The following is a 26,211-nucleotide window of genomic DNA, read 5'->3' on the forward strand; positions in this document are numbered from 1 at the left end:
TGCGGTCGATGACGGAGACACAGCGATGAAGAAACCCAGACTGGTGGTGATCGGCAACGGCATGGCGGGCATGCGCACGCTGGAGGAGCTGTTGAAGCTGGTTCCGGACATGTACGACATCACCGTGTTCGGCGCCGAGCCCTATCCGAACTACAACCGCATCCTGCTCTCGCCGGTGCTGGCCGGCGAGCAGAATTTCGACGAGATCGTGCTCAACCCCATGGCCTGGTACGCCGAGCACGGCATCGAACTGCATCTGGGCAAGGAAGTGGAACGGATCGACCGGGTGCACCGGCGCGTCATCGCCGCCGACGGCACGCAGGCGGAATACGACCGCTTGCTGCTGGCGACCGGCTCGCTGCCGATCGTGCTGCCGATCCCGGGCAAGGACCTGCACGGCGTCATCAGCTACCGCAACATCCACGACACCCGCGCCATGATCGAAGCGGCCAAGGTAAAGAAGCACGCGGTGGTGATCGGCGGCGGCCTGCTCGGACTGGAAGCGGCCAATGGCCTGAAACAGCGCGGCATGGATGTGACCGTGGTGCATCTGGCCGGCTGGCTGCTGGAACGCCAGCTCGATCCCGCCGCCGGGCGGCTGCTGGAGAACTCGCTGTGCGAGCGCGGCCTGAAATTCCGCCTGGGCACCTCGACCACGGAACTGCTCGGCAACGACCGCGGCGAAGTGCGCGCGGTCAGGTTCTCCGACGGCAGCGAAACACCCGCCGATCTGGTGGTCATGGCGATCGGCATCCGTCCCAACGCGCAACTGGCGCAGGCGGCCGGCATCTATTGCAACCGCGGCGTCATGGTCAACGACTCGCTGCAGACCTTCGACCCGCGCGTCTACGCGGTCGGCGAATGCGCTTCGCACCGCGGCATCACCTACGGGCTGGTCGCGCCGCTGTTCGAACAGGCCAAGGTCTGCGCCAATCATCTCGCCCACTACGGCATCGGCATCTATGGCGGCTCGGTGTCCTCGACCAAGCTCAAGGTCACCGGCATCGATCTGTTTTCCGCCGGCGATTTCATGGGCGGCGACGGCAGCGAGGAGATCGTGCTGTCCGACCCGGCCGGCGGCGTCTACAAGAAACTGGTGATCAAGGACGACAAACTGGTCGGCGCCTGCCTCTACGGCGATACCGGCGACGGCGGCTGGTACTTCAAGCTGCTCAAGGACGGCGGCCGCATCGACGGCCTGCGCGATCGGCTGATGTTCGGCGAGAAAGCCATCGGCGACTCCGGCACCGCCGGCCAGAACCGCGCGGTGACGATGGCCGACGCCGACGAAGTATGCGGCTGCAACGGCGTGCGCAAGGGCGCGATCGTCAAGGCGATCAACGAGCAGGGGCTGTTCACCATCGACGAGGTGAAGAAGCACACCAAGGCTTCCAGTTCCTGCGGCTCGTGCACCGGGCTGGTCGAGCAGATCCTGATGAACTGCCTGGGCTCGAATTTCCAGGAAACGCCCAAGACCAAGGCGGTATGCGGCTGCACCTCGCATACCCACGCCGACGTGCGCAAGGCGATCCGCGAACACCGCCTGCTCTCGCACCGCCAGGCCTACGAGTTCATGGAATGGCGCACGCCCAACGGCTGCGCGACCTGCCGCCCGGCGATCAACTACTACCTGATCTCGACCTGGCCGCGCGAGGCCGCGGACGATCCGCAGTCGCGCTTCATCAACGAACGCGCTCACGCCAACATCCAGAAGGACGGCACCTTCTCGGTGATTCCGCAGATCAAGGGCGGCGTGACCAACGCCGACGAACTGCGGCGCATCGCCCACGTGGCCGACAAGTACGCCGTGCCGATGGTCAAGATCACCGGCGGCCAGCGCATCGATCTGCTCGGGGTGAAGAAAGAAGACCTGGTCGATGTCTGGCGCGACCTGGGCATGAAGTCCGGCCACGCCTACGGCAAGTCGATCCGCACGGTGAAGACCTGCGTCGGCAGCGAGTTCTGCCGCTTCGGCACGCAGAACAGCACGCAGATGGGCATCGATCTGGAAACCATGCTCGCCAACATGTGGAGTCCGCACAAGGTCAAGCTGGCGGTCTCCGGCTGCCCGCGCAACTGCGCCGAGTCCGGCATCAAGGACGTGGGCATCATCGCGGTCGATTCGGGCTGGGAGATCCACGTCGGCGGCAACGGCGGCATCAAGACCGAAGTCGCCAAGTTCCTGGCCAAGGTCAAGACCGCCGAACAGGTGCGCGAATACACCGGCGCCTTCCTGCAGTTGTATCGCGAGGAAGCGTATTACCTGGATCGCACCGTGCACTACATCGAACGCGTCGGCCTGGACTACATCCGCCGGCGCGTGGTCGACGACGCCGCCGACCGCAAGACGCTGTACGAGCGCCTGCTGTACGCGCTGGACGGATTGATCGACCCGTGGGAGGCGCGCGTGCGCGAGGACCGCCGGCCGCGAGAGTACGAGCCGCTGCGCATGCCCGCGCAGCTGGCCGGGCAGGAGAACTGAGCATGGACGCCGTCATGCAACGCTCCCTCACCTGGCTGCGCGTGTGCGGGCTGGACGACATCCCCGCGCTCGGCGCGCGCGTGCTCAAACGCGACGGCGCCGACGACATCGCGCTGTTCCGCACCGGCGAGGATCGCGTGTTCGCGCTGCGCGACCGTTGCCCGCACAAGGGCGGCGCGCTGTCGCAGGGCATCGTCGCCGGCGACACCGTGACCTGTCCGCTGCACGGCTGGAACATCGCCCTGGGCAGCGGCGAAGCGCAGGCGCCGGACGTGGGCTGCGCGCGGCGGTTCCAGGTGCGCGTGGAGCACGGCGATGTCTGGCTCGCGCTCGAAGGCGACGGCTGATGGACGGCTCCGCCGCGCCCCTGCCGCGCACGCGCACCCGCTCCACCTGCTGTTACTGCGGCGTGGGCTGCGGCGTGCTGATCGAAACCGAGCGCGACGCGGCCGGCAGCCGCATCGTCGGCGTCGAAGGCGACCCGGCACATCCGGCCAACCACGGCCGCCTGTGCACCAAGGGCCGCACGTTGGCCCAGACCGCGCGCAGCGCGCAGGGCCGGCTGCTGGCGCCGGAACTGCGCGCGCATCGCCAGCAGGCGCGCCGCCGCGTCGACTGGGCGGTGGCGCTGGACACCGTCGCCGATCGCCTCGCCGACATCGTCCACCAGCACGGTCCGGACGCGGTGGCGTTCTATTTGTCCGGGCAACTGCTGACCGAGGACTACTACGTCTTCAACAAGCTCGCCAAGGGATTGCTCGGCACCAACAACATCGACACCAATTCGCGCCTGTGCATGTCGAGCGCGGTCGCCGGCTACAAGCTGGCCTTCGGCGCGGACGGCCCGCCCACCTGCTACGAAGACCTGGAGTTGGCGAAGACCGTGCTGTTCGCCGGCAGCAACATGGCCTATGCGCATCCGGTGCTGCTGCGCCGGTTGGAAGACGCGCGCCGCGACGATCCGCAGATACGCTGGATCGTGATCGATCCGCGCCGCACCGACACCGCGGCGATGGCCGACCTGCATCTGGCGATCCAGCCGGGCACCGACGTGGCCTTGTTCAACGGCATGCTGCATCACCTGCTGTGGGAAGACCTGATCGACCCGGCCTTCATCGCCCGCCACACCAGCGGATTCGGCGAACTCAAATCGCTGCTGCGCGAATACACCCCGCGCATGGCCGCGGAATTGTGCGGCATCGAGGTCGCCGATCTGATCCAGGCGGCGGAATGGTTCGGCCGCAGTCCGGCGACGCTGTCGCTGTATTGCATGGGTTTGAACCAGTCCGTGCACGGCACCGACAAGAACCTGGCGCTGATTCACCTGCATCTGGCGACCGGGCAGATCGGCAGGCCCGGCGCCGGGCCGTTCTCGCTGACCGGGCAGCCCAACGCGATGGGCGGTCGCGAAGTCGGCGGCATGGCGACCATGCTCGCCGCGCATCGCGACATCGACGTCGCCGAGGATCGCGCGCAGGTCGAGCGCTTGTGGGGCCTGCCCGCGCACGCCTTGTCGGCCCGACCCGGCCTGCCCGCGGTCGCCTTGTTCGATGCGCTGCGCAGCGGCAAGGTCAAGGCCGTCTGGATCGCCTGCACCAACCCCGTGCATTCGATGCCCGACATCGGTCACGTGCGCGAAGCCTTGCAACGCGCCGAACTGGTGATCGTGCAGGAAGCGTTCGCCAACACCGACACCGTGCCTTATGCCGACGTGTTGTTGCCCGCCGCCACCTGGGGCGAGAAAGAAGGCACGGTGACCAATTCCGAGCGCCGCATCTCGCGGGTGCGCGCCGCGGTGGCCGCGCCGGGCGAGGCCAAACCCGATTGGTGGATAGCGAATGAAGTCGCGCGCCGTCTCGAAGCGCGTCTGGCGCCGCCGGGCGCGGCGCCGCTGTTCGCGTTCGAATCGACCGCGGCGATCTTCGACGAACACCGGCGCCTCACCGTCGGTCGCGACCTCGACATCGGCGGCCTGGATTACGCGCGGCTGGAAGCCGACGGGCCGCAGCAATGGCCGTTCCCGGCGGACGCCGCGCAGGGGCAAGCCCGCCGCTACACCGATGGCGTCTTCGCCACTGCCGACGGCCGCGCCCGCTTTCACCCGACGCCGTACCGGCCCGTCGCCGAAGCGATTTCGGCGCACTATCCGCTGCGGCTGCTGACTGGGCGCCTGCGCGATCAATGGCACGGCATGTCGCGCACCGGTCGCGTACCCGGCTTGTTCGCGCACAGCCCCAGACCGGGCCTGCGCATGCATCCGCAGGACGCGGCGCGGCGAGGGCTGGCCGAAGGCGAGCTGGTCCGCGTCACCGGCAAGCGCGGCGAACTGGTGCTTGCGCTGCAGCTGTCCGACGAACTCGCCTCCGGCACGGTATTCGCCGCCATGCACTGGAGCGGCCAGTTCCTGTCCAGCGGCGGCATCAACGAACTCACCCAGCCGGCGGTGGACGCGCGCTCGCAGCAGCCGGAGCTGAAGCATGCCGCGGTGCGCGTGGAGAAAGCCGAGTTCGGCTGGCATCTGTTGGCGGCGCGGCGTGGCGACGTATTGAGTCTGCAGGCAGCGGTGCAGCCGCTGTTGCAGGAATGCGCGTTCGCCGAACTCAGTTTCGCGGCCGAGCCCGGCGCCGGCGACGACATCGCCTGGCTGACCTTGCGGGCCGCGCACGCGCAGGCGCCGGCCGACGCCTGGCTGGATGCGCTCACCCAGGCGCTCACGCTGTTGCCGGGCGCCGACGCGGTGGAATACCGCGACGCGCGGCGCGACCTGCTCAAGCGCGTGATATGGCGCGCCGATGCCGGCGAGCGCCATATCGACGGTGTCCTGTTGAGCGACACGCAACCGCATCGCATCGAGGAAACCTTGCTGGAACGCGCGCTGTCCGGCCGCGCCTGGCATGGCTCCGGTCTGGCCGTGTTCGCGCAATCCGGCCACGGCCTGCGCGACGCGTTGGTGTGCAACTGCATGCACGTCGGCGAAACGGCCATCCGTGAACAGGTGGCGCAAGGTGCCGGCGTGCGCGAACTCCAGCAACGTCTGGGCTGCGGCACCGTCTGCGGCTCCTGTCTTCCGCAACTGGCGCAACTGTGCCGGCAACCGCAACGTGCATGAGGCCATCGATGACGAACGACGACGAACTATCGCCGCGCGACGCCCGCCCGGCCGATCGCGGCACTGCCAAAGTGGTGTTGTTGTCGGCGGGCCCGGGCGACCTGGAGCTGCTCACGCTCAAGGCGGCCAAGGCCCTGGCCGCCGCCGAGGTTGTGTTGCTCGACGATCTGGTCGCGCCCGGTATCGTCGAACTGGCGCCGCGGGCGCGGATCGTGCGCGTCGGCAAGCGCGGCGGTTGCCGTTCGACACCGCAGGCCTTCATCTGCCGCCTGATGCGGCGCTATGCGATGCAAGGAATACGCGTGGTGCGGGTGAAAGGCGGCGATGCGCTGCTGTTCGGGCGCGCCGGCGAAGAGATCGCGTTCCTGCGCCAGGCCGGCATCGAGGTCGAGATCGTCAACGGCGTCAGCGCCGGCTTCGCAGCCGCCGCGGCGTTGGGCATGTCGCTGACCCATCGCGATCATTGCCATGGGGTCACCTTCGTGACGGCGCACACGCACGATCACGGCGAGCCCGACTGGGCCGCGCTGTCGGCCACCGGAACCACGCTGGTTATCTATATGGGCATGACCCGCATTCAATCGCTGGCGCGGGCGCTGTTGCGTCATCTGCCGGCCGATACTCCCGCCGCGATCGTGCAATCGGCGAGTCTTCCCGATGAAGTGCGTTTGTTCGCGACTCTGGATCAATTATCTGAACAATCGGATAAAACCTGGCCGGAACGCCCGGGCGTGATTCTGGTCGGGCGGGCAGTCGCGCAAGCGCATGAGGAAGTTGCCTCGAACCCGCGCGCCGGCAAAGAAAATCCGCGGGCGCTTACAGGCTGATTGAGCCCGGCTGCGATCTGCCGTGGCCGAGCCGGCCGACGACCGACCAAGCAACGGCGAGCGCGTGGGTCGCGTGGCGCGGTATCGCGGGCGCCGCCCGCACACGCCCGCACACGCCCGGCCGCGACAGCGTGACCGCCCTGAGGCGGCGCCACGCCGTCGCAGCCGTCGTTCAAACCATCAGCGCCGGTACACGCGCACGTAGTCCACGTGCATCTTCGCCGGCAGCTTGCTTTCGTCGATGTTGAAGCCCGGCCAGTTGCCGCCGATGGCGAAGTTCAGCAGCAGGAAGAAGTCGTTGTGGAACTCATGCGTGCCGTTGATTCCGTTCTGGATGTTGGCTTCGTGGAATTTGGCGCCGTCCACGTACCAGCGGATCGCGTTGACGTCCCACTCCACCGCGTACACGTGCCAGTCGGCGACGTTGAGCGCGGTGTTGCCGCCGTACTGGGCATAGTTGCCGTTGTGGTCGCGCCAGTGGATGGTGCCGTAGGTGCGGTTTTCGTTGTTGATGTGCTCCATGACGTCGATTTCGCCCGAATCGGGCCAGCCGACTTGCGGCATGTTCGCGCCCAGCATCCAGAACGCCGGCCAAGCGCCCATGAACGAGGGCAGCCGCATGCGCGCTTCGATCTTGCCGTACTTGAAGGTGCGCACGCCCTGGGTCTTCATGCGCGCGGAGGTGTAGCGGAAGCCGTTGAAGTCCTGGCGCCGGGCGGTGATGACCAGCGCGTTGTTCTCGATGCCGGCGTTCTCGCGGCGGTAGTACTGGCGCTCGTTGTTGCCCCAGCCGCCGCTGCCGTTGCCGGTCTCGAACACCCAGCTCGGGCCGATCGATCCGTTGAACTCGTCGCTCCATGCCAGTTGCCAGTTCTGCGCGCTGGCGCCGCCGGCGGACATGCACGCGACGGCGAAAACCATGCCTTTCATCAGTTGTTTCATGGTGTGTGATCCTCGTGGGAAACGTGAAAGACGTCCATCGATCCGCTCCGGCTCAACGCGCGAACAGGCTCATGCGTCGCCGCCGGATGACCGCCGCACGCCAGGTTCGCGGCCGAAGCTGTCTCGCGATGACAGCGCTGTCAACGAGCGCTCGTTCCAGGCTCGGGTTTGCGCGGACGGCTTCACACTCTGGATGTGGGCTGGTTGGTAATAAGCGCCGGCATCGGCTCATGCCGTGTTGCACGACAGCACGCGCGGCGCGCCGCGGCGATCGAGCGCCGGGCGCCGTTGTGCATGCAGGTATCTGCGCCCTCAGCATCGCCGGAGACCCCGCCGAAGGCATCTGCAATTGCGCCGGCGACACAACGCGAAAAACACCGGGCAACGGCCGCGAACGATTGGCCGGATGCATGCGCCGATCGCGTCTTCATGTTTGAGCATCTGCGGTGCGCATCACGTCCCGGACGAATTCAATGGCGTATTGCTGCTTGCGGAAACCGCGCTTGCTGATCGTGCTCATGCATGCGTAGACGTTTGTGGAGAAACTTCTTCTGCGGACATGGAGGTTGCAACGCGCATCGACGCATGCGCAGACCAACGACTCGCGGCGATCCTCCCCCCCACCTTTCGACCGGACTTGCCGTGCGCATTCTTCCGCGTCGCGCTCGCGCGCCGCACGTCCGATCAAAGACGAAAGCCGGCACAAGGAACGACGGCGCGCCTGAAAACGCGCCGCCAACACGGCCACGGACGGCTGTACCGGCGAAACGCACGCGCAAGTGCTGTTTCGCCAAAGACCGCTGCGGACTCGGGCCGCGGCGGTCGAACCAGGAAACGCGCAACGCCGGTTCCCGGCCGTTTGCGCTTAGGACTATCCCCCAACATGGAGCTTGTTATGAAAAATCTACTCGCGTTGAGTCTGGTGTTGCTGATCGGCGTTCCGGCGATGAACGCCGCCGAAGCCAAGGAACCGGTATTCAAGAAACTGAACGCCAAAGCCAAGTTCATCCACGGCGACAATCTGATCAAGGGTCTGCTGCCGGAAACCGGCGCCGCGGTCGACGCGCGGATGCAGACGCCGCGACAGAAGGCCGCCGGTTTGAGCGCGGTGATGGTCACGCGCAACGGCGAGGTGTACGAATCCCGGATGAATCCGGAAGACGTCGCCATCTTCGAAAAAGCCATCAAGGACCTGGAAGCGGTCGGCCGCACCGCCACCTCGTTCAGCACGCCGCCGACCTTCCCCACCCTCTATGAAGACGGCCGCGTCACGCCGAAAGTCGTCATCGGCGCGGACAATCGCGTGCAGGTGTCGAACACCGTCGCCTCGCCGTACTGGCATATCGGGCGCATCGGCATCGGTTGCACCGGGACGCTGATCACGGCCAAGCACGTGCTCACCGCGGGCCACTGCGTGTCCAACGGCGCCGGCACCTGGTATTCCGCCCTGAATTTCACCACCGCCCAGAACGGCAGCTATCAGCCCTGGGGCACCACGTCCTGGGCCCGCGCCGTCACCACCACCGCGTGGCATAACAGCGCCGACAGCAATTACGACTATGCGCTGATCGTGCTCAGCTCGGCGCCGCACGGCGGCAACTCAGGCTGGGGCACCTACTCCGGCGGCACCCACACCATCAGCGGTTATCCGGGCGACAAGCCGCTCGGCACGATGTGGACGCACTCCGGATCGGTGGGCACCAGCGGTTCCTACCGCCTGTGCTACACCATCGACACCGCCGGCGGAAACAGCGGCAGCGGCATCGCCAGCGACGGCGGCGTCAACGTCCGCGGCATCCACACCACCGGCTCGGCCAGCCAGAACTGCGGAACCCGGATCACCAGCACGGTCTACAACACGTTGCAGAACTGGATCAGCACGTATCCTTGATCGGGCCGCGTCGATCTGAGCCAATGCCCGCGTGGCGCACCGGAACGACGGTGCGCCACGTTCCCGTCCCTTCGCCAACATCCGAGGCGGCCATGATGAAACCGGTCTTCATCGCGACACTGATGCTGCTCGCGGCCTGCGGCCTCGACAACAAGCAGCCGCCCCAGCCGGCGGCCGTCGATCGCGAGCCGCTGGAAAGCGCGCTGATCGTCGGCAGCGCGGAATCTCCCGACCCGGTGCTGGCCAAGGTCATGGCGTTGGAAAAAAGCGGCGTGGTGAAAGACGTCGTCGTGCAGGAATCCTTTCCGGTGCAGATCCGCCTGCGCGCGCCGCGCAGAGTGATCGACGAACTCAACCGCATGCCCCGAACCGGCCAGTTACGCTAGCGGCGCGGCCGGTTTCGCAGTTGCGTGCGCGGCCGCGGCGGTTCGCGATCACTCCAGCGCCGCATCGACGATGCCCTGCGCCTCGCGCAGCAACGTCTGCAGGTGAGCTTCGCTCTTGAAGCTCTCGGCATAGATCTTGTAGATCGCTTCCGTGCCCGACGGCCGCGCCGCAAACCAGCCGCCGGCGGTCACGACCTTGATGCCGCCGATCGGTTCGCCGTTGCCCGGCGCCGCGCTCAATACCCGTTCGATCATCTCGCCCGCGACGCGGTCGGTGCGCAACGGGTCCGGCGAGAGCTTGGCCAACTTCGCCTTCTGCGCCGACGTTGCGGCCGCGTCGACGCGGCTGGCGAAGGGCTGGCCGAGTTCGTCGGTCAGGCGCGCATACGCCGCGCCCGGGTCCTCGCCGCGGCGCGCGGTGATTTCCGCCGACAGCAGCGCCGGCACCATGCCGTCCTTGTCCGTCGCCCAGACCGTGCCGTCGCGGCGCAGCAACGAGGCACCGGCGCTCTCTTCGCAACCGAACCCCAGCGAACCGTCGAGCAGGCCGTCGGAAAACCATTTGAATCCCACCGGCGCCTCGAACAATCTCCGGCCCAGGCGCCTGGCCACGCGGTCGATCAGCGCGGTGGTGACCACGGTCTTGCCGACCGCGGCGCGCTCGCTCCACCGCGGGCGATGCTGGAACAGGTAGTCGATCAGCACCGACAGATAATGGTTCGGTTCCATCAGCCCGGCGCTGCGCGTCACCACGCCGTGGCGGTCGTGATCGGTGTCGCAGGCGAAGGCGACGTCGTATCGATCCTTCAAGCCGATCAGGCGCTGCATCGCGTACTTCGACGACGGGTCCATGCGGATCTTGCCGTCCCAATCCGCGCTCATGAAGGCGAACTGCGGATCGACCGTGTCGCTGACGACAGTCAGATCGAGCCGGTAGCGTTCCGCGATCGGCGCCCAGTAGTGCACGCCGGCGCCACCCAGCGGATCGACGCCCATATGCACGCCGGCGGCGCGGATGAGGTCGAAGTCGATGATGTTGGCCAGATCGGCGACATAGGTGTTGAGGTAATCGTGTTCGCGCGTGCTGGCGGCCTTGCGCGCCCGCGCCAGCGGCATGCGCCTGACGCCGTCCAGTCCGGCCTCGATCAGCGCGTTGGCGCGGTCCTGCACCCACTGGGTGATGGCGGTGCCGGCCGGTCCGCCGTTGCTCGCGTTGTACTTGAAGCCGCCGCTGTCGGGCGGATTGTGCGACGGCGTGATGACGATACCGTCGGCCAGACCGGCGCTGCGTCCGCGGTTGTGGACCAGGATCGCATGCGATATCGCCGGCGTCGGCGTGAACTCGCCGCCCGCGGCGATCATGGTGTCCACGCCGTTGGCGGCCAGCACTTCCAGCGCATTGTCGAACGCCGGCAGCGACAGCGCATGCGTGTCCAGGCCGATGAACAGCGGGCCGTCGATGCCATGACTCTTGCGGTAATCGCAGATGGCCTGACTCATCGCCAGGATATGCCACTCGTTGAAACTGCGATCGAGCGAACTGCCGCGATGCCCGGAGGTGCCGAACGCGATGCGCTGCGCCGGCACCGAGGGATCGGGCCGAAGATCGGCATACGCCGCCAGCAGCTTGCCGACATCCACCAGCGTGGATGCCGGCGCCGCTTTACCGGCGTATGGGCTGACGATCTGGCTCATACGCTCGATGGTACAGGCTGGGGTTTCACGCGACGCAACGCGCCTCACCCTTCGCGATCGCGAACATGGACCGGCTCAGCTGGCCGCCTTCAAGGCCTGCTTGCGCAGGCTCATGACCTTGTGGCATTCGCGCACTTGCGGCAGCAGGCGCTCGACTTCGGCCCGTGCTGGCGCGGGTGTGTCGGCATCGCTCAGCGTATCGTTGAAGGCCTTCAACAGACGGTCCTCGGACTCTTCCAGCTCGGCCACGTAGCCGTACTGCGTATCGCCCAGGGTCGCCCGCACCTTGCCGTAGAACTGCTGCATCGATCCGACGAAAGTACCGTGTTCGGCCGGCTTGCCGCCGGCCGCGACCACCGCCGAACTCAACGCGTCGACGATATCGGCCTTGACGCCGGCGATGCGTACGAACAGCGCGGACAGCTCCGCGTCTTTCACCTTCTGCGCGGCTTCGTCGTAGAAGTCCTTGCCGTCGCGGGCGATCTCGATGAGATCGTTGAGGTTGTGCGCAATCTGGGCCTGGTTGTTCATTGGAACTCCTGGAGGTTGCGGTCGAAACGGGACGGCGTATTCGCCATGTGGAAACGACTATTTCCCAAGGCTCATTAAGGCCTCGTGACCTGTTCGTTGTTCGAAACGACGATGCGATATCGGCGTTCATGCAATGCGCGATGCGATCGGAGGGGCGATCTCACGCGCGGCGCGCATGAAGTCCGACGACGAAGTCCTGAACGGTTCAGCGCGGCGTCGCTGCCTCTTCATGCACGAGCGATCGCGTCACAGCGAGTGAACATCGGGTTCATCCGATGTCGCCCTCGCCCCCCGTTCTGGCCGAAGGACTCAAGCCGGCAGCGCGCACCGTCTGCGCCAACCGGACGCGGCTGGCCAGACGCGGATCGTCCAGGCGCTGACGCCGCGCTGGCTTACTTCGCGCGCGGCGCGAACGGCAACTGGTTATGCAGGTGAGTCGCGGCGACGGCCGCCTGCCCGACCGCGACCAAAATCTGATTCAGACCGCTGACCATGTCGCCGATGGCGTACAAGCCCGGAACCCGCGTCATCTGGTTCTCATCGACCACGGTCTCGCCCGGTTCCTCGGGCCATGCGCCGGCGGACACCACCAGAGGATGCGCGGTCTGGTTGCCGAGGAACGGATACACCGTATCCAAAACCGCCTCCGCGCCATCGGCCGCGCGATAACGGCAGTATGTTCCGTCGAACGACAGCTCGCCTCCGGGCGGAAATACCCGGACGGTGTCGTCTCCGGGCGCGAGCGCGAAGTCGTCTTCGAACGGCTCATCGGTCGGCAACAACGCCAGATGCGCCGAATAACTGCGCAGGAAGCGGGCGTGCGAAGCCACCGCTTCGCGCGGGCCGTACACGCCGATGCGCAGATCGGTCGCTTCGTAGGCGTCGCAGACCGAGCACAGGCGCAGCGCGCCGCAGGCGATCGCCTGTTCGGCCCAATCGACATCCGGCAGGACATCGCTCACGCCGGTGGCGAGTACGACGGCGCGGGCGTTCCAGGATCGCTCGCCCGCGACGACGAGAAATCCTTCGTCCGTGCGGGTCACCGCATCGACCATCGCCTGTTCGAACGCCACGCCGGCATCGATGGCGTGGGTCTTCATGCGCCGCAGCAGCTCCGGGCCGGACACGCCGTCGGGAACCCGGGGCAATTATGGCTTTCCGGAATGCGCCGGGCGCGGCTGTCGCCGGCGTCCACGACGATGCAGGAACGATGAAAACGGCTCAGGTAAGTCGCCGCGGTCAATCCCGCCGGCCCGCCGCCTATGACCACGACTTCGATCGTTTGCATGCCCTCGTCCCGTCTTCCGATGCGGTTGCGAACCCGGCGCCGGTCGCGATCAGGGATCGCTCCCGCATTCTTTCGCGATCGCGCTCATGACCTTGCGCTTCAGCAGCGCCACCTCGACCTGAACCTCATAGCCGTTCCAGGTGTTGTCCAGCGGCGGCAGCGATTTCAATCTGGAATCCAGCGTGTCGATGTCGGTCGCGACCGATGCCGCCGCCTGCGCGCATCGCCCCGTGCTCAACCGTTTCGCCAGCGGCTCGGTCGCGGCGGCAATGGTGCCCAGTTGCCGCTCGTAGCAGGCGCCGACGATGTTGCCGCAACCGCCGAAGCTGCATTGCTCGCTGTCCTTCCTGGTTTCCCGCATGCATTGATCGAACTGCTTATCCACCTGCAGCTTGATGTCGCCGCCGAACGCGGCACCGGGCAAGAGGACGGACAGCAGGAGCAAGATCGAAACGGATTTCAATGTCGGAGCCCTCGCGCATCGCGGCCGGGTTGAGCGAATGCAAGCATCTCACACGCCCGAGCGCGCCTCGATCGCCCGCAGCACCGCGATCATATCCTCCTGCCCATGGCCCAGCTTCACCGTCTCGCCGAACAGGGCATGGCAGACATCGAGCAAGGGCGAAGCCATGCCGGCCGCGCGCGCCGCCTCGGCGATCAGGCGATTGTTCGTGAGCACATCCAGCGCCGCCGCCTGCACGCTGAAATCGTCCTGGGTCAGTTTGCCGAGCTTGACCCGCGATACCTGGCTGGCCATCGGGCCGGCATCGAGCACGGCCTGCAGCAGGTTCAGATCGAGACCGTGCCGCTGCGCGAAGTGCACCGACTCGGCCAGGCCGGTGACCAGCGAAATCAGGAACAGATTCACCGACAGCTTCATCAACAGCGCGTCGGGCACCGCGCCGCAGACGAAGGACTGGCTGCACATCGGCGCCAGCAACGACCGCACCCGCTCGACCGCCGCGGCTTCGCCGGCCAGCATCGCGACCAAGGTCCCCTGTTCGGCTGGACCGCGCGAACCCGACACCGGCGCTTCGACGTAGGCGCCGCCGGCGGCGCGGATATCGGCTTCCAGCGCGCGCGAGTACTCGGCCGAGGTCGTGCCCATGTGCACCACGATGCGGCCGTGGACGTTCGCACCGACCACGCCGTCGGCGCGTTCCAGCACGGCGTCGATCGCCGCTTCGTCGGCGAGCATCAGGAACACCACGCTCGCCTGCCGGAACAACTCCTGCGTGCTCGCGGCGACGCGCGCACCGGCCTCGCGCAGGACGGCAAGCGCCGGCTCGGAGCGATTCCAGACGATCGGCGCCAGCCCGGCGCGGGCCAGATTCAAGGCCATGGGCCGGCCCATGACGCCCAGGCCGATGAAGCCGATGTCGGTATCCAAGCGGTTCTCCGATGGGGGCGCGGTCTTGCAAGCTTAATTAATGCCGGCGCCGATCAGGTTGAATATTTGTACACACTGCGTTGCGAATAAGCCTCCACGCTGCGAGCCGGCTGAACACGTGCATCGCGCCGAAGGATTTCCTGCGGTTAAATACCCCGGCCAAGCTGCGCCCACCCTTCCACCTGCAAGGCCCGCCCATGACCGACCCGAACGTGGTGATCGATTGGCTGCTCGACGCCGACCCGGCGATCCGGTGGCAGACGATGCGCGATCTGCTCGACGCGCCCGAGCCGGCATGGCAGGCCGAACGGGCCAAGGTGGAGCACGAGGGCTGGGGCGCGCGGCTGCTGTCGGCGCAGGACCCGGACGGGCAATGGGACGGCGGCGCGTTCGTGCCGGCCGGTTTCGATTCGCAGCAGTGGAAACAGCGCGGGCAACCGTGGACGGCGACGTGTTTTGCCTTGACCCAGTTGCGCGAATTCGGCCTGGACCCGGCCTGCGAACGGGCGCGGCGCACGGTCGAGCTGGTCGGCGCGCATTCGCGCTGGGACGAAGGCGGCCAGCCGTATTGGAGCGGCGAAGTCGAGGAATGCATCAACGGCCGCACCGTCGCCGACGGCGCTTATTTCGGCGTCGATGTCTCGGCCATCGTCGCGCGGCTGCTCGGCGAACGGCTCGACGACGGCGGCTGGAACTGCGAGCGTTGCAACGGTTCGCGCTGTTCTTCGTTCGCCACCACCCTCAATGTCCTGGAAGGCCTGCTGGAATACGAACGCGCCTGCGGCGGCAGCGCCGAGTCGCGCGAGGCGAGGCGCTCAGGCGAGGAGTATCTGCTGCGCCGTCATCTGTTCCGCCGCCTCAGCACCGGCGAGCCGGCCGATCCGCGCTTCCTGCAGTTCCTGCATCCGAACCGCTGGCGTTACGACGTGTTGCGCGCACTGGATTACTTCCGCGCCGCGGCGCCGCTCACCGGCAGCGAGCCCGATCAGCGCCTGCACGAAGCCGTCGAACACCTGCGCGGCCGGCGCTCGCCCGACGGCACCTGGCCGCTCGACTGGAGTCCGGGCGGCCGGGTCTGGTTCGACATGGACGAGGGCCCGGGCCGGCCCTCGCGCTGGCTGACGCTGCGCGCCTTGCGGGTGCTCAGGTGGTGGGACGGCGCCGGCGTGGCGGCGCTCAGAACCGGAAGCTGACGCCCACGTTGAAGGAACGCCCGTAACGGCTGTAGCTCTGCGACAGCAGGGGATGACCGTTGATGCTGGAGGTTTCCTCCGCATCGAGCAGGTTCTGCCCTTCCAGCGACAGGCTGAGCCGTTCGTTCACCTGATACGACAGATGCGCGGTGAGCCAGGTCATGGCGTCGGCTTCTTCGTTGAATCCCGTGCCCAGCACGTTGATCGCGGTGACGTAGGCCTGGGTGTGATCGGCGGTGGCGCCGAGCGACCACGGCCCCTTCTCGTACATCAGGCCCAGCGAATAGGTCGCCGGCGCGATGCCTTCCAGCGGCCGCTCCTCGCCCGCCACCCAGCTCTTGGAGCGATTGCGCGTGTACTGAGCGCGAAAGCCGAAGCCGTTGTCCCAGAAATGCTGCAGCCCCACTTCCAGGCCGCGCACCTTGGCGTAGTCGCCGTTGATCGGCCGGGTCACGTTGAACAGATAACCGGGCACGCCGATGTCGCGCTGCGGTTCCCAACTGGTCGTGATCTGGTTTTCGATGCGCTTGTAGAACACCGCCACGTTGAAGATGGACTTGTCCGAGAAATACCACTCCAGCGATGCGTCGGCCTGCTGCGCGCTGTAGGGCTTGAGATCGACATTGCCGCCGTAGGTTTGCGTGAACTCGCCGTAGGACACGCTCGCGGTGGTGTTGGTCGGCGCGAGCTTGTCCACCGGCGGGCGCGCCATGGTCTTGGCCGCGCCCAGCCGCAATTGCAGGTCTTCGTTGAAATGCCAGGTGAAGTTCGCCGACGGCAGCACGAAGGTGTAGTCGCCTTTCTGCGCGATCGGCGTCGGCGCGGCGTATTGCGCGGTGTAGTTGAAGGGGCCGTTCTCGGCGATGCTGAGGATCTTCGCGTCCCAGGCGCGCGAGGTGGTGCGCGTCTTCACCAGCCGCACGCCGATATCGCCGCTCCATTTCTCGCCGGACAAGTCGGCCTGCAGATACGCGGTGTTGGTTTTTTCGCTGACCCGGTAACTCTCCAGCGGGTTCCAGGCCGGCGCCGCCCTGGCGTAGTCGTAGGGCTCGCCGTCCGGACGCGGGTGCCCGTCGTAAGCGCGCAGCTGGCGCAGGTAGGCGGGCACGTCGAAGGCCAGGAAAGTGCGCGGGAACGTCGAGTTCACCCCGTGCATGAATTCGGGCAGCGAAAACGTATGCGACAGCACGTTGCCGCCCAGCTCGCCCACGTTGATGGCGTTATCGACCGAGTAATAATCGGCGCCACCATTGAGCGTGTTGTTGACCAGATCGCGCGATTTGCGCCGGTCGGTGGAGTTGACGCCGAAGCGCAGCCGCTCGAAGACCGACTTGCCGACGAACCACTCGCCGCTGATCGCCCCGCCGGTCACCTCGTCGCTGATGTTGTCGCCGCGCAGTTCCAGGTAGTGGGTGTTGAAGTCGGAAGCGCCGAACTGGCCCCTGGCCAGGCCATCGACGAGATCGCGGCCGTCGTCGAACTTCACCGAGACATTGGGCACGGCCGAGCCGTTCAAGTCGATGCGCGCGCTGTTCGGCTGGTTCATGCGCAGCACCGCGTAGGTGTCCTGCCCGCCCGAATAGCGGCGCGAGGTCGAGCGGTAGAAATCGCCGGCCAGGGTCAGGTCTTCGTTGACCTTCCACTGCGCGTTGAGGCCGTACAGATCGGTGTCGACCACGCGATGCGAAGTCGTGTTGAGCAACTCCGGATTGAGCCTGAGCTCCGGGTCCGGATTGTTCATGGTGAACCCGGTGACGATGCCGTCGCGCACGTGGATGTCGGACCAGCGCCCGGGCGCGAACAGCGGATAGTAGGACTGCTGGTAACCCACCTGCGGCGAATCCAGGCGCGTCTTGAGGCCGTCCACCGCCACGCGGAAATTCTCGCTGGGCCGCCATTCCAGCTTGCCGCTGAAGGCCGTGCGCTTCTTGTCTTCCAGGATCGAACCGACGCGGAACTGGCCCGGCCCGATCAGGCCGTATTCGTCCGGGTCGAGCTCGCCGTTGCCGTTGGGATCGATGTTGCCGCCCCAGGCGTTGCCGCTGAGCCAGTTGGGATCGTTCGGATCGGGATTGCGCGTCCAGCCGCCGTCGTTGCCGGCGATGTCGGTGCGGTCCTTGCGCCGCGCGTACACCGCGCCGAGCAGGATGCCGAGGGTGTCGCCGGCGAAGGTGTTGCTGTAGGTCGCGGTGAACTTGCCGCCGTCGAGGTCCGACATCAGGTTGCGATCGCCTTCCAGGCGCACGATCGCGTGCTGGCCCTTCTGGTCGAAGGGACTGGCCGAGCGCAGATTGACCAGGCCGCCGATCGCGCCTTCGGTGAGCGAGGCTTGCGCGCCCTTGATCACATCGGCGCCGCTGATGACGTCGGCGGGCAGCACGTCGTAGGCGAAATCGCGGCCGGCGCCGTCGGTGGCGAGGATGCGGCCGTTGAACGTGGTCAGGGTGTACTCCGGGCCCAGGCCGCGCACGCTGACCTTCTGCCCTTCGCCGCCGGCGGTGCGCGAGATCGACACGCCGGTGATGTGGCTGAGCGAATCGGCGACGTTGTCGTCGGGGAACTTGCCCAGCTCCAGTGCCGAGATGGAATCCTGCACGGTGCCGGCGTCGCGCTTGAGTTCGACCGCGCGCGCCAGACTGCCGCGCACGCCGGTGACCACCACCGAGTCCAGAGTTCTGAGTTCGTCCTGGTTGGCCGCGACCTGCCCGTCCTGAGCGTCGGCGCCGACCGGCTTCGCCGCCGGCGCCTCCTGGGCCAGACCCGGCCGCGGCAGCAGCAGGGCCAGCGCGATACCGCAGAAGAGCGTGTTCCGGTGCAAGTGGGCAGACTTCACGGGCGGTCCTCGGGACGGGCGGCGGCAATGGATAACAAACGAAATCGAGCCTATATCACGTTTCGTTTTATATCAATACCGAAAGCAAACGAAATATTGCATACTTTCGTCTCACCAAGGAGCTTCATATGACGGCCACCCGCGACACGAGCCAACGACGCCTGCAGATCAGCGAGCTTGTACGCCAGCACGGCAGCGTGCAGGTGGCGGCGCTGGCGGCGCGTTTCGGCGTGAGCATGCAGACGGTGCGCAAGGATCTGCGCTACCTCGCCGAGCGCGGCGTCATGGCGCGGGCCTACGGCGGCGCGATCGACAGCGGCGTGGTCGGCGGCGCCCAGGCCGAGCCGCCGTACGAGGCCAAGCGCACGGTGTTTCTCGAAGAAAAGCGCCGCATCGGCCAGCGCGCCGCGGCCCTGGTCAAGGCCGGCGACACCATCGCCATCGATTCGGGCACCACCGCCATCCAGTTGGCCGAGGCGATGCCCAATATCGAGGTCACCGTGGTCACGAACGACTTCGGCGTGCTGTCGGCGCTGGCGCCGAAGAGCAATATCCATATCGTCATGCTGGGCGGCGAACTGCGGCGCAAGAACATGGCCTTCTACGGCGGGCTGACGGTCGAGGCGCTCGGCGCGCTGCACGTGGACATGCTGTTTCTGGGCGTGGACGGCTTCGATCTGGAACGCGGCATCACCACCCACTACGAACCCGAGGCCATGCTCAACCGCAAGATGGTCGAGGCCGCGCGGGTGGTGGTCGCGATCACCGACAGCTCCAAGTTCGGCAAGATCTGCCTGCACCGCATCATCTCGGTCGGCGACCTGACCACGCTGATCACCGATACCGGGGCGCCGGAGGATATTCGCCAGGCCAGCCAGCAATTGGGGTTTGAGTTGTTGCTTGCCTGAGGCCGGGGTGGCTGTCGGCCGATGGCCGGAACCCATTGCGCATACGCAGTCGATGTCGCGTAAGCCACCGCGTGCGGGGCCGCCGCGGCAGCGAGTTCAGCGCCTCTGAATGATCGCGGGCGGCCGCGTCCGCGGGCGCCCGGGTCACTCGCAGCGACCACCAGCACCCCAATCGAAACTTAAAAACAACAAAACGAAACAAAAAGTATTGCAAGGCCCGATCCGTTGGCGCAGGATGATCCGCACCGCCTCCGGAAGCCCGCCGATGCCGCCAGTTGGACGCCGTACCGTTCTGAAGCTGGCATCGGGCAGCGTGGCCTGGGCCGCCCTGCCCTGGCCGAATGGCGCGACCGCAGCCGGCAAAGGCGCCGCCGCGGACAAACGCGCGCAGGCCCAGGGCGGCGGCCTGTCGATCGGCTTCGATCGATCGCTGCGCACCTGCATCGCCTTCCGCGATCAAGCCCTCACTCCGTATCAGGCCAGCGAAAGCCTGCTGGTCGAAGGCGGCGCGCTGGAGGAGTTCGAATTCGCCGCGCAACGCGTGGAGAGCCTGCGCGACCCGCTGCACGGCGCCGGCCACCGCCACATCGTCAGCGGCCGCTCCGACACCGGCATCGAAAAACAAGTCGAGTTGAGCTTCTACGAGCGCTATCCCGGCATGGCTCTGCTGCAGGTTCGCTACCGCAACACCGGCAGCACGGCGCTGGCGGTGCGCGGCTGGCGCAACGCCGCGCACGAACTGGCCGACGCGCCGGGCGGCTTCTGGAGTTTCTTCGGCGCCACTCACGAAGACCGGCGCGATTGGGTGCAAGCGCTCGGCGACGGCTTCGATCAACGCAACACCTTGTCGATGGCCGCGTCCGATTACGGCGGCGGCACGCCGGTGGCGAACATCTGGCGGCGCGACATCGGCCTGGCCGTGGGCCACGTCGAAGCGCAGCCACGCCTGCTGGATCTGCCAGTGCGCAAGACCGCCGCCGGCGCCAGCATCGGGGTCGAATGCCGGCAGGACCTGCAACTGGCGCCCGGGCAAACGCTGACCACCGACCGCAGCATGCTGTGCGTGCACAACGGCGACCACTACGCGCCGCTGCTCCACTACCAGCGCTTCATGCGCGACCAGCGCATCGCCGCGCCGGCCGCGCCGGAATCGGCGTTCGCACCGATCTGGTGCGCCTGGGGCTATGAGCGCGAATTCACCACCGAACAAGTACTGGGCACGCTGCCCAAGGTTCGCGAACTGGGCTTCGAATGGGCCGTGCTCGACGACGGCTGGCAGACCAACGAAGGCGATTGGCGCATCGACACGCGCAAGTTTCCGCGTGGCGAAGACGACATGCGGGCGTTCGTGCAGGCGATCAAGGCGCAGGGCCTGCGTCCGCGCTTGTGGCTGGCGCCGCTCGCGGCCGATCCGGGCAGCGACGTGCTGCACGATCGCCCCGACATGCTGCTGCTCGACCGCGAAGGCTCGGTGCAGAAAGTCAGCTGGTGGAACGCCTTCACCCAGTGCCCGGCCTATCAGCCGACGGTGGACTACTACGTCGCTCTGATTCAAAAAGTGATCGGCGACTGGGGCTTCGAAGGCGTCAAGCTCGACGGCCAGCATCTCAACGCCGTCGCGCCGTGCTACAACCCGGCGCACAAGCACGCGCACCCGAAAGAATCCTGCGAAAAACTGGCCGATTTCTGGCTGGCGATCCATCGCGCCGCGCATCAGATCAATCCGCAAGCCGTGGTCGAGTTGTGCCCCTGCGGCACCGCCTTCGCCTTTCATAACCTGCCCGCCACCGATCAATACCCATCGTCCGATCCGCTCTCGTCCTGGCAGGTGCGCAGCAAGGGCAAGACGGTCAAGGCGCTGATCGGCCGCGGCAGCAGCTACGCCGGCGATCACGTCGAACTCAGCGACGGCGGCGACGACTTCGCTTCCAGCGTCGGCATCGGCGCGGTGATCTCCAGCAAGTTCACCTGGCCGCGCGACAGCGACCGGCCCATGCTGCAACCGCCGCCGCCGGGAGGCTACGTGCTTACCGATCGGAAAGAAGCGCTGTGGCGGCGCTGGGTCGATCTTTACAAACAGCACATGCTGCCCAAGGGCGATTATCTGGGCGCGCTGTACGACATCGGTTTCGACAAGCCCGAAGCCCACGCCATCGCCAAGGACGGCGCGATGTACTACGCGTTCTACGCCGATACGTGGAGCGGCCCGCTGCAACTGCGCGGCCTGGGCAAGGCGCGTTATCGCGTCCACGACCTGTTCAACGACATCGAGCTGGGCCGCGTGGACGCGCGCGACAATGTGCTGGAAGCGAAGTTCGAGCGCTTCCTGCTGCTGCGCGCCACGCCCGTCGCGGAGCCGGCATGAGCGCGCGCCTCGACCCATCGCGCCGCGGCTGGCTGCTCTACGCGCTGACCACGGTGGTGCTGTGGGGCGTGTGGGGCGCGTTGTCCGGATTGTCGGCGCAGCACGGCTTCCCGGACACGCTGGTGTATTGCGTGTGGGCGCTCACCCTGATTCCGCCGGCGGTGTTCGTCCTGTGGCGCAACGGCCGGGCGCTGGACACGACGCCGCGCGCGATCGGTTACGGCATGACCATCGGCCTGCTCGGCGCGGGCGGACAGATGATCCTGTTCCACACCCTGACCATCGGCCCGGCGTATTTCGTCTTCCCGATCGTGTCGCTGTCGCCGGTGATCACCATCGCCTTGTCGTTCCTGTTGCTGCGCGAGCGCACCGGCTGGCTCGGCGCGGCCGGCATCGCCCTGGCCTTGTTGGCGCTGCCCTTGTTCGATCTGTCGTTCGGGCAAGGCGGCACGCGCGGCGGGCTGGGCTGGTTCGCGCTGTCGCTGCTGATCATGCTGGCCTGGGGCCTGCAGGCTTACTTCATCAAGCGCGCCAACGACAGCGTCGGCGCCGAGAGCATCTTCTTCTACATGATGCTCGGCGCGGTGCTGCTGATGCCGGCGGCGTGGGCGATGACCGATCGCACCGAGCCCGTCAACCTCGGTCTGGACGGGCCGTGGATGGCCGCGGGCATCCAGATCCTCAACGCGATCGGCGCGCTGGCGCTGGTCTACGCCTTCCGCTACGGCAAGGCCATCGTCGTCGCGCCGCTGACCAACGCCGGCGCCCCGCTCATCACCGCGATCTTGTCGCTGCTGTTCGCCGGCGTCGTGCCCGGGCCGCTGAAGATCGCCGGCCTGATCCTGGCGCTGGCGGCCTCGCTGCTGATGGTGCTGGAGCCCGAACGCGAACCCCCGCCGCGCACGCCCTGAGAGACGCACACGATGCAAGCCATGCTCGACCTGATCGCACAGCACAAACGCGGCATCGCCTGCGGCGTGACGTCGATCTGCTCCGCCCATCCGATCGTCATCGAGGCCGCGCTGCGCCACGCCGGCCGCCACGGCGAATCGATCATCCTGTTCGAAGCGACCTGCAATCAGGTCAACCAGGACGGCGGCTACACCGGGATGACGCCGGCCGACTTCGTGCGCTTCGTGCACGGCATCGCGCGCGAGGTCGGCATCGATCCGGCGCGCATCGCCCTGGGCGGCGATCATCTCGGGCCGAATCCGTGGACCGACCTGGATGCGGCATCGGCGATGCGCAAAGCCGAGGTCATGGTCGCGGCCTATGTCGCCGCCGGTTTCCGCAAGATCCATCTGGATTGTTCGATGGCCTGCCGCGGCGATCCGGCGCCGCTGCCCGAAGCGCAGATCGTCGCGCGCGCGGTGCGTCTGTGCGAGGTCGCGGAAGCCGCCTACGCCCAGGCCGGCGGCGAGCCACCGGTGTATGTGATCGGCACCGAAGTGCCGGTGCCGGGCGGCGCCACCGAAGCCATCGAAGGGCTCGCGGTGACCACGCCGCACGCCGCCCTGGCGACGATACAGGCGCATCGCGATGCTTTCGCCGCCGCCGGGCTGGATTCGGCGTGGCAACGCGTCATCGCCTCGGTGGTGCAGCCGGGCGTCGAGTTCGATCACCACCATGTCATGGACTATCAACCCGACAAGGCGCGGGCGCTCAGCCACGCCATCACGCCGGTGCCGGGCACGATCTTCGAAGCGCATTCCACCGACTACCAGACCCGCGACTCGCTGCGCGCGCTGGTGCGCGATCATTTCGCCATTCTCAAGGTCGGCCCCGGCGTCACCTTCGCCATGCGCGAAGCGCTGTGGGCGCTGGACGCCATCGAATCGGAATGGATCGAGGAAAGCCGGCGCGCGCGCCTGCGCGATGTCGTGCTGGAACGCATGCGCGAACGTCCGCAGCATTGGCAACGTTACTACCACAGCCACGGCAAGGCCTTGGACGTGGACCTGCAGTACAGCCTCAGCGATCGCATGCGCTACTACTGGCCCGACGAAGTCATCCAGCAGGCCTGCCGCGATCTGTTCGACAACCTGCGCGACCGCCCGCCTCCGGTCTCGCTGATCAGCCAGCACCTCCCCCACGCACTGCGCGCCCTGCGTAGCGGCCACGCTACCCACGATCCGCATTCCCTAGTCATGGCGCACATCGGTGCCGTTCTCGACGATTATTACTATGCCTGTCACCCACAGCAAAACCATTGAACACCTGGGACTACCCGAAGCGAGCCTGCTGGAATCCGGCGCGGTCTGGACCGCGCGCGAAATCGAGCAGCAGCCGCACATGCTGCACGCCACCCACGTCCTGATCGATGCGTTGCGCGAACAGATCAAGGCCTTCATCGCCCCCATTACCGGCAACGCCAACGCCCGCGTCGTGTTGACCGGCGCGGGCACATCGTCCTACATCGGCCAGTGCCTGGCGCCGCTGCTGGACGCCGAACTGGCCGCGCGCGTGGACGCGGTGGCGACCACCGACCTCGTCAGCGCGCCGCGCTTGTATCTGCGGCCCGAACAGCCGTTGCTGCTGGTGTCGTTCGGGCGCTCGGGCAACAGCCCGGAAAGCCTGGCCGCGATCGCCTTGGCCGAAGCATTGGTCGGCGATGTGCGGCACTTGGTGGTGACTTGCAATCCCGACGGCGCGCTGTGCCGCATCGCCGCCCGCGAGGCCATGACGCTGCTGCTGCCGGAGCCGACCCACGACGCCGGTTTCGCCATGACCTCCAGTTTCAGTTGCATGATGTACGCGACCGTGCTGGCCTTGAGCGAGGCCGGCGACATGCACACGCGGATCGGCCCTATCGCCGCGGCCACCGGACAGGCGATCGACGCAACCCGCGACACGCTGCGCGAGTTGGCGCAGCTTGGCTATGATCGCGTGGTCTACCTCGGCAGCGGCCTGCTGCAGGGGCTCGCCCGCGAAGCGGCGCTGAAGCTGGGCGAACTCAGCGACGGCGCGGTCGCCACCTGTTTCGACACGCCGCTGGGTTTCCGGCATGGGCCGAAGACCTTCATCACCGGGAACAGCTTGGTCATGGTCTTCGTCTCCAACGACGCGCTCACCCGCCGCTACGATCACGACCTGATCGACGAATTGCGCCGCGACGGCCGCGCCGCGCGGGTGATCGAAGTGAGCGCGCAGCCGCGCCCGCAGGCCGCATGCGACACGCTGGCGGTGACCGGCATGGCCGCGGCCGCCGACGTCGATCTGCTCTGGCCGTATGTGGCGATCGCGCAGATCTACGCGTTCCACGCCTCGCTGGCGCTGGGCTTGTCGCCGGACAATCCGAACCGCGAGGGCATGGTGAATCGCGTGGTGCAAGGCGTGCGGCTGCATTCGCTGACGTCATGACCGTCTTCGAATGCTTCCTGGGCGTGGACGGCGGCGGGACCAAGACCCGTTTCGCCTTGATCGACGGCCAGGGCCGCATGCTCGCGCAGGCGCAACTGGGCGCCAGCTATCACCCGCAGGTCGGCATCGACGGCGTCCGCGAGACCTTGGCGCAAGGCGTCGGGCAGATTCTGCACGACGCCGGCGTGGGCAGCGATTCGATCCGGCATGCGTTCTTCGGCATTCCCGCCCACGGCGAGGACAGCCGGATCACGCCGCTGCTCGATGCCATCCCCGGCGCGATCCTCGGCCACGGCCGCTATGCCTGCGACAACGACATGGTCTGCGGCTGGGCGGGTTCGCTGGGTTGCGCGGATGGAATCAATATCGTCGCCGGCACCGGTTCGATCGGCTATGGCCAGCGCCAGGGCGCGGCGGCGCGCGCCGGCGGTTGGGGCGAGGCGTTTTCCGACGAAGGCTCGGCGTACTGGATCGCGATGCAAGGCTTGAACGCGTACTCGCGCATGAGCGACGGGCGGATGGCGAAGGGGCCGCTGCATGCGCACTTCAAGCAGGCGCTGGGGCTCGAATACGATCTCGACCTGTGCGCGCAGGTGTACGGCGACCATGCCGGCAGTCGCGGCGAACTCGCGCGCCTGTCGTTGCTGGTCGCGCAGGCGGCGCAGTCGGGCGACGCCACCGCCGCCGGCATCTTCGCTCAGGCGGCGCGGGAACTGGCGCAGATCGCCGATACGCTGCGCCGGCAGTTGCGATTTCCCCCTGGCGAAGCGGTACCGCTGTCGTACTCCGGCGGCGCCTTCAGCGCCGGCGAGGTGTTGCTGGCGCCGTTCGTGGCGGCGCTGCAGGCCGCCTGCCCCGCGTTCGAGTTGCGCGCGCCGTTGCATGAGCCGCATTACGGCGCGGCTTTGTATGCCGCCAGGCTGGCCGGTCGCCCACTTTGATTTTGTGGAAGAGGCTCTTGTGGGAGGGGCTTCAGCCCCGATGCTTTTCGCTCAGATGCGGTGGATCTTC

At 67.1% G+C, this 26,211-nt stretch carries 21 protein-coding genes; 13 read left to right on the forward strand and 8 right to left on the reverse strand.

Translation table 11 applies throughout. From position 1 onward, the window contains the following. Positions 1-25: 25 nt before the first annotated feature. From nirB to cobA, 4 genes are all read left to right on the forward strand, one after another. Positions 26-2,482: a nitrite reductase large subunit NirB gene (gene nirB, locus J7J50_RS13650; protein ID WP_215058663.1), complete on the forward strand. Its 2,457-nt coding sequence runs from the start codon at positions 26-28 to the stop codon at positions 2,480-2,482. 14 nt (positions 2,483-2,496) lie between these two features. Continuing rightward, complete coding sequence (nirD, locus tag J7J50_RS13655) at positions 2,497-2,829, forward strand: nitrite reductase small subunit NirD (RefSeq protein ID WP_215058664.1); 333 nt, start codon at positions 2,497-2,499, stop codon at positions 2,827-2,829. Further along, positions 2,829-5,591, forward strand: coding sequence for a nitrate reductase (locus J7J50_RS13660; protein WP_215058665.1), 2,763 nt, complete (start codon positions 2,829-2,831; stop codon positions 5,589-5,591). Before nirD ends, J7J50_RS13660 begins: the two co-directional genes overlap by 1 nt. Positions 5,592-5,662: 71 nt before the next feature. Then, positions 5,663-6,418 (forward strand): uroporphyrinogen-III C-methyltransferase, encoded by a 756-nt coding sequence (gene cobA, locus J7J50_RS13665; RefSeq protein WP_215058741.1) that lies wholly within the window; start codon positions 5,663-5,665, stop codon positions 6,416-6,418. Between the two features lie 180 nt (positions 6,419-6,598). On the opposite strand, the gene J7J50_RS13670 is transcribed toward cobA, so the two are convergent. After that, positions 6,599-7,360, reverse strand: coding sequence for a glycoside hydrolase family 16 protein (locus tag J7J50_RS13670; protein WP_215058666.1), 762 nt, complete (start codon positions 7,358-7,360; stop codon positions 6,599-6,601). 895 nt (positions 7,361-8,255) lie between these two features. Here J7J50_RS13670 and J7J50_RS13675 point away from each other — a divergent pair. Then, the gene (locus tag J7J50_RS13675) at positions 8,256-9,251 is read left to right on the forward strand and encodes a trypsin-like serine protease (RefSeq protein WP_251044083.1); all 996 of its coding nucleotides are present in this window, start codon (positions 8,256-8,258) and stop codon (positions 9,249-9,251) included. Between the two features lie 23 nt (positions 9,252-9,274). After that, the gene (locus J7J50_RS13680; RefSeq protein WP_215058668.1) at positions 9,275-9,637 is read left to right on the forward strand and encodes a hypothetical protein; all 363 of its coding nucleotides are present in this window, start codon (positions 9,275-9,277) and stop codon (positions 9,635-9,637) included. Between the two features lie 48 nt (positions 9,638-9,685). Here the strand turns inward: J7J50_RS13680 and pgm are convergent, their stop codons facing one another. From pgm to J7J50_RS13705, 6 genes are all read right to left on the reverse strand, one after another. Beyond that, positions 9,686-11,332, reverse strand: coding sequence for a phosphoglucomutase (alpha-D-glucose-1,6-bisphosphate-dependent) (gene pgm / locus J7J50_RS13685; protein ID WP_215058669.1), 1,647 nt, complete (start codon positions 11,330-11,332; stop codon positions 9,686-9,688). Between the two features lie 75 nt (positions 11,333-11,407). After that, the gene (locus J7J50_RS13690; protein WP_215058670.1) at positions 11,408-11,863 is read right to left on the reverse strand and encodes a PA2169 family four-helix-bundle protein; all 456 of its coding nucleotides are present in this window, start codon (positions 11,861-11,863) and stop codon (positions 11,408-11,410) included. Between the two features lie 392 nt (positions 11,864-12,255). Next, on the reverse strand, positions 12,256-13,011 hold the full coding sequence (locus tag J7J50_RS13695; protein WP_251044149.1) for an NAD(P)/FAD-dependent oxidoreductase: 756 nt from the start codon (positions 13,009-13,011) through the stop codon (positions 12,256-12,258). Further along, complete coding sequence (locus J7J50_RS24835) at positions 12,960-13,151, reverse strand: FAD-dependent oxidoreductase (protein ID WP_251044081.1); 192 nt, start codon at positions 13,149-13,151, stop codon at positions 12,960-12,962. Before J7J50_RS24835 ends, J7J50_RS13695 begins: the two co-directional genes overlap by 52 nt. Positions 13,152-13,200: 49 nt before the next feature. Further along, entirely contained in the window at positions 13,201-13,596 is a 396-nt protein-coding gene (locus J7J50_RS13700) for a hypothetical protein (RefSeq protein WP_215058671.1), read from the reverse strand. A gap of 66 nt (positions 13,597-13,662) precedes the next feature. Beyond that, positions 13,663-14,541: an NAD(P)-dependent oxidoreductase gene (locus J7J50_RS13705; protein WP_251044079.1), complete on the reverse strand. Its 879-nt coding sequence runs from the start codon at positions 14,539-14,541 to the stop codon at positions 13,663-13,665. 197 nt (positions 14,542-14,738) lie between these two features. Between J7J50_RS13705 and J7J50_RS13710 the strand changes: the two genes are divergently transcribed. Further along, the gene (locus tag J7J50_RS13710) at positions 14,739-15,734 is read left to right on the forward strand and encodes a hypothetical protein (protein ID WP_215058672.1); all 996 of its coding nucleotides are present in this window, start codon (positions 14,739-14,741) and stop codon (positions 15,732-15,734) included. On the opposite strand, the gene J7J50_RS13715 is transcribed toward J7J50_RS13710, so the two are convergent. Next, positions 15,718-18,567 (reverse strand): TonB-dependent receptor, encoded by a 2,850-nt coding sequence (locus tag J7J50_RS13715; protein ID WP_215058673.1) that lies wholly within the window; start codon positions 18,565-18,567, stop codon positions 15,718-15,720. The two genes, J7J50_RS13710 and J7J50_RS13715, sit on opposite strands and share 17 nt — an antisense overlap. A 128-nt stretch (positions 18,568-18,695) precedes the next feature. Between J7J50_RS13715 and J7J50_RS13720 the strand changes: the two genes are divergently transcribed. The 6 genes from J7J50_RS13720 to J7J50_RS13745 all read left to right on the forward strand — a co-directional run bounded on the left by J7J50_RS13720 (position 18,696) and on the right by J7J50_RS13745 (position 26,141). Next, complete coding sequence (locus J7J50_RS13720) at positions 18,696-19,475, forward strand: DeoR/GlpR family DNA-binding transcription regulator (RefSeq protein WP_215058674.1); 780 nt, start codon at positions 18,696-18,698, stop codon at positions 19,473-19,475. A gap of 265 nt (positions 19,476-19,740) precedes the next feature. Next, a complete protein-coding gene (locus tag J7J50_RS13725) occupies positions 19,741-21,840 on the forward strand; it encodes a glycoside hydrolase family 36 protein (protein WP_215058675.1) in 2,100 nt (699 codons plus the stop codon). Continuing rightward, complete coding sequence (locus J7J50_RS13730) at positions 21,837-22,751, forward strand: DMT family transporter (RefSeq protein ID WP_215058676.1); 915 nt, start codon at positions 21,837-21,839, stop codon at positions 22,749-22,751. Before J7J50_RS13725 ends, J7J50_RS13730 begins: the two co-directional genes overlap by 4 nt. A gap of 21 nt (positions 22,752-22,772) precedes the next feature. Then, a complete protein-coding gene (locus tag J7J50_RS13735) occupies positions 22,773-24,053 on the forward strand; it encodes a D-tagatose-bisphosphate aldolase, class II, non-catalytic subunit (RefSeq protein WP_251044077.1) in 1,281 nt (426 codons plus the stop codon). Beyond that, positions 24,025-25,200 (forward strand): SIS domain-containing protein, encoded by a 1,176-nt coding sequence (locus J7J50_RS13740; protein WP_215058678.1) that lies wholly within the window; start codon positions 24,025-24,027, stop codon positions 25,198-25,200. The genes J7J50_RS13735 and J7J50_RS13740 overlap by 29 nt, the downstream gene beginning before the upstream one ends. Beyond that, the gene (locus tag J7J50_RS13745) at positions 25,197-26,141 is read left to right on the forward strand and encodes a BadF/BadG/BcrA/BcrD ATPase family protein (protein WP_215058679.1); all 945 of its coding nucleotides are present in this window, start codon (positions 25,197-25,199) and stop codon (positions 26,139-26,141) included. The genes J7J50_RS13740 and J7J50_RS13745 overlap by 4 nt, the downstream gene beginning before the upstream one ends. Positions 26,142-26,211: the final 70 nt, after the last annotated feature.

It is taken from the genome of Lysobacter sp. ISL-50 (genome assembly GCF_018612875.1).
Classification (GTDB): Bacteria; Pseudomonadota; Gammaproteobacteria; order Xanthomonadales; family Xanthomonadaceae; genus Lysobacter.

Bases quoted from the DNA above. Each gene is read 5' to 3' on its own strand.
- nirB (WP_215058663.1), top strand. From the start codon at position 26: ATGAAGAAACCCAGACTGGTGGTGATCGGCAACGGCATGGCGGGCATG.
- nirD (WP_215058664.1), top strand. From the start codon at position 2,497: ATGCAACGCTCCCTCACCTGGCTGCGCGTGTGCGGGCTGGACGACATC.
- J7J50_RS13660 (WP_215058665.1), top strand. From the start codon at position 2,829: ATGGACGGCTCCGCCGCGCCCCTGCCGCGCACGCGCACCCGCTCCACC.
- J7J50_RS13670 (WP_215058666.1), bottom strand. From the start codon at position 7,360: ATGAAACAACTGATGAAAGGCATGGTTTTCGCCGTCGCGTGCATGTCC.
- J7J50_RS13675 (WP_251044083.1), top strand. From the start codon at position 8,256: ATGAAAAATCTACTCGCGTTGAGTCTGGTGTTGCTGATCGGCGTTCCG.
- J7J50_RS13680 (WP_215058668.1), top strand. From the start codon at position 9,275: ATGCCCGCGTGGCGCACCGGAACGACGGTGCGCCACGTTCCCGTCCCT.
- pgm (WP_215058669.1), bottom strand. From the start codon at position 11,332: ATGAGCCAGATCGTCAGCCCATACGCCGGTAAAGCGGCGCCGGCATCC.
- J7J50_RS13690 (WP_215058670.1), bottom strand. From the start codon at position 11,863: ATGAACAACCAGGCCCAGATTGCGCACAACCTCAACGATCTCATCGAG.
- J7J50_RS24835 (WP_251044081.1), bottom strand. From the start codon at position 13,151: ATGCAAACGATCGAAGTCGTGGTCATAGGCGGCGGGCCGGCGGGATTG.
- J7J50_RS13710 (WP_215058672.1), top strand. From the start codon at position 14,739: ATGACCGACCCGAACGTGGTGATCGATTGGCTGCTCGACGCCGACCCG.
- J7J50_RS13720 (WP_215058674.1), top strand. From the start codon at position 18,696: ATGACGGCCACCCGCGACACGAGCCAACGACGCCTGCAGATCAGCGAG.
- J7J50_RS13725 (WP_215058675.1), top strand. From the start codon at position 19,741: ATGCCGCCAGTTGGACGCCGTACCGTTCTGAAGCTGGCATCGGGCAGC.
- J7J50_RS13730 (WP_215058676.1), top strand. From the start codon at position 21,837: ATGAGCGCGCGCCTCGACCCATCGCGCCGCGGCTGGCTGCTCTACGCG.
- J7J50_RS13735 (WP_251044077.1), top strand. From the start codon at position 22,773: ATGCTCGACCTGATCGCACAGCACAAACGCGGCATCGCCTGCGGCGTG.
- J7J50_RS13740 (WP_215058678.1), top strand. From the start codon at position 24,025: ATGCCTGTCACCCACAGCAAAACCATTGAACACCTGGGACTACCCGAA.
- J7J50_RS13745 (WP_215058679.1), top strand. From the start codon at position 25,197: ATGACCGTCTTCGAATGCTTCCTGGGCGTGGACGGCGGCGGGACCAAG.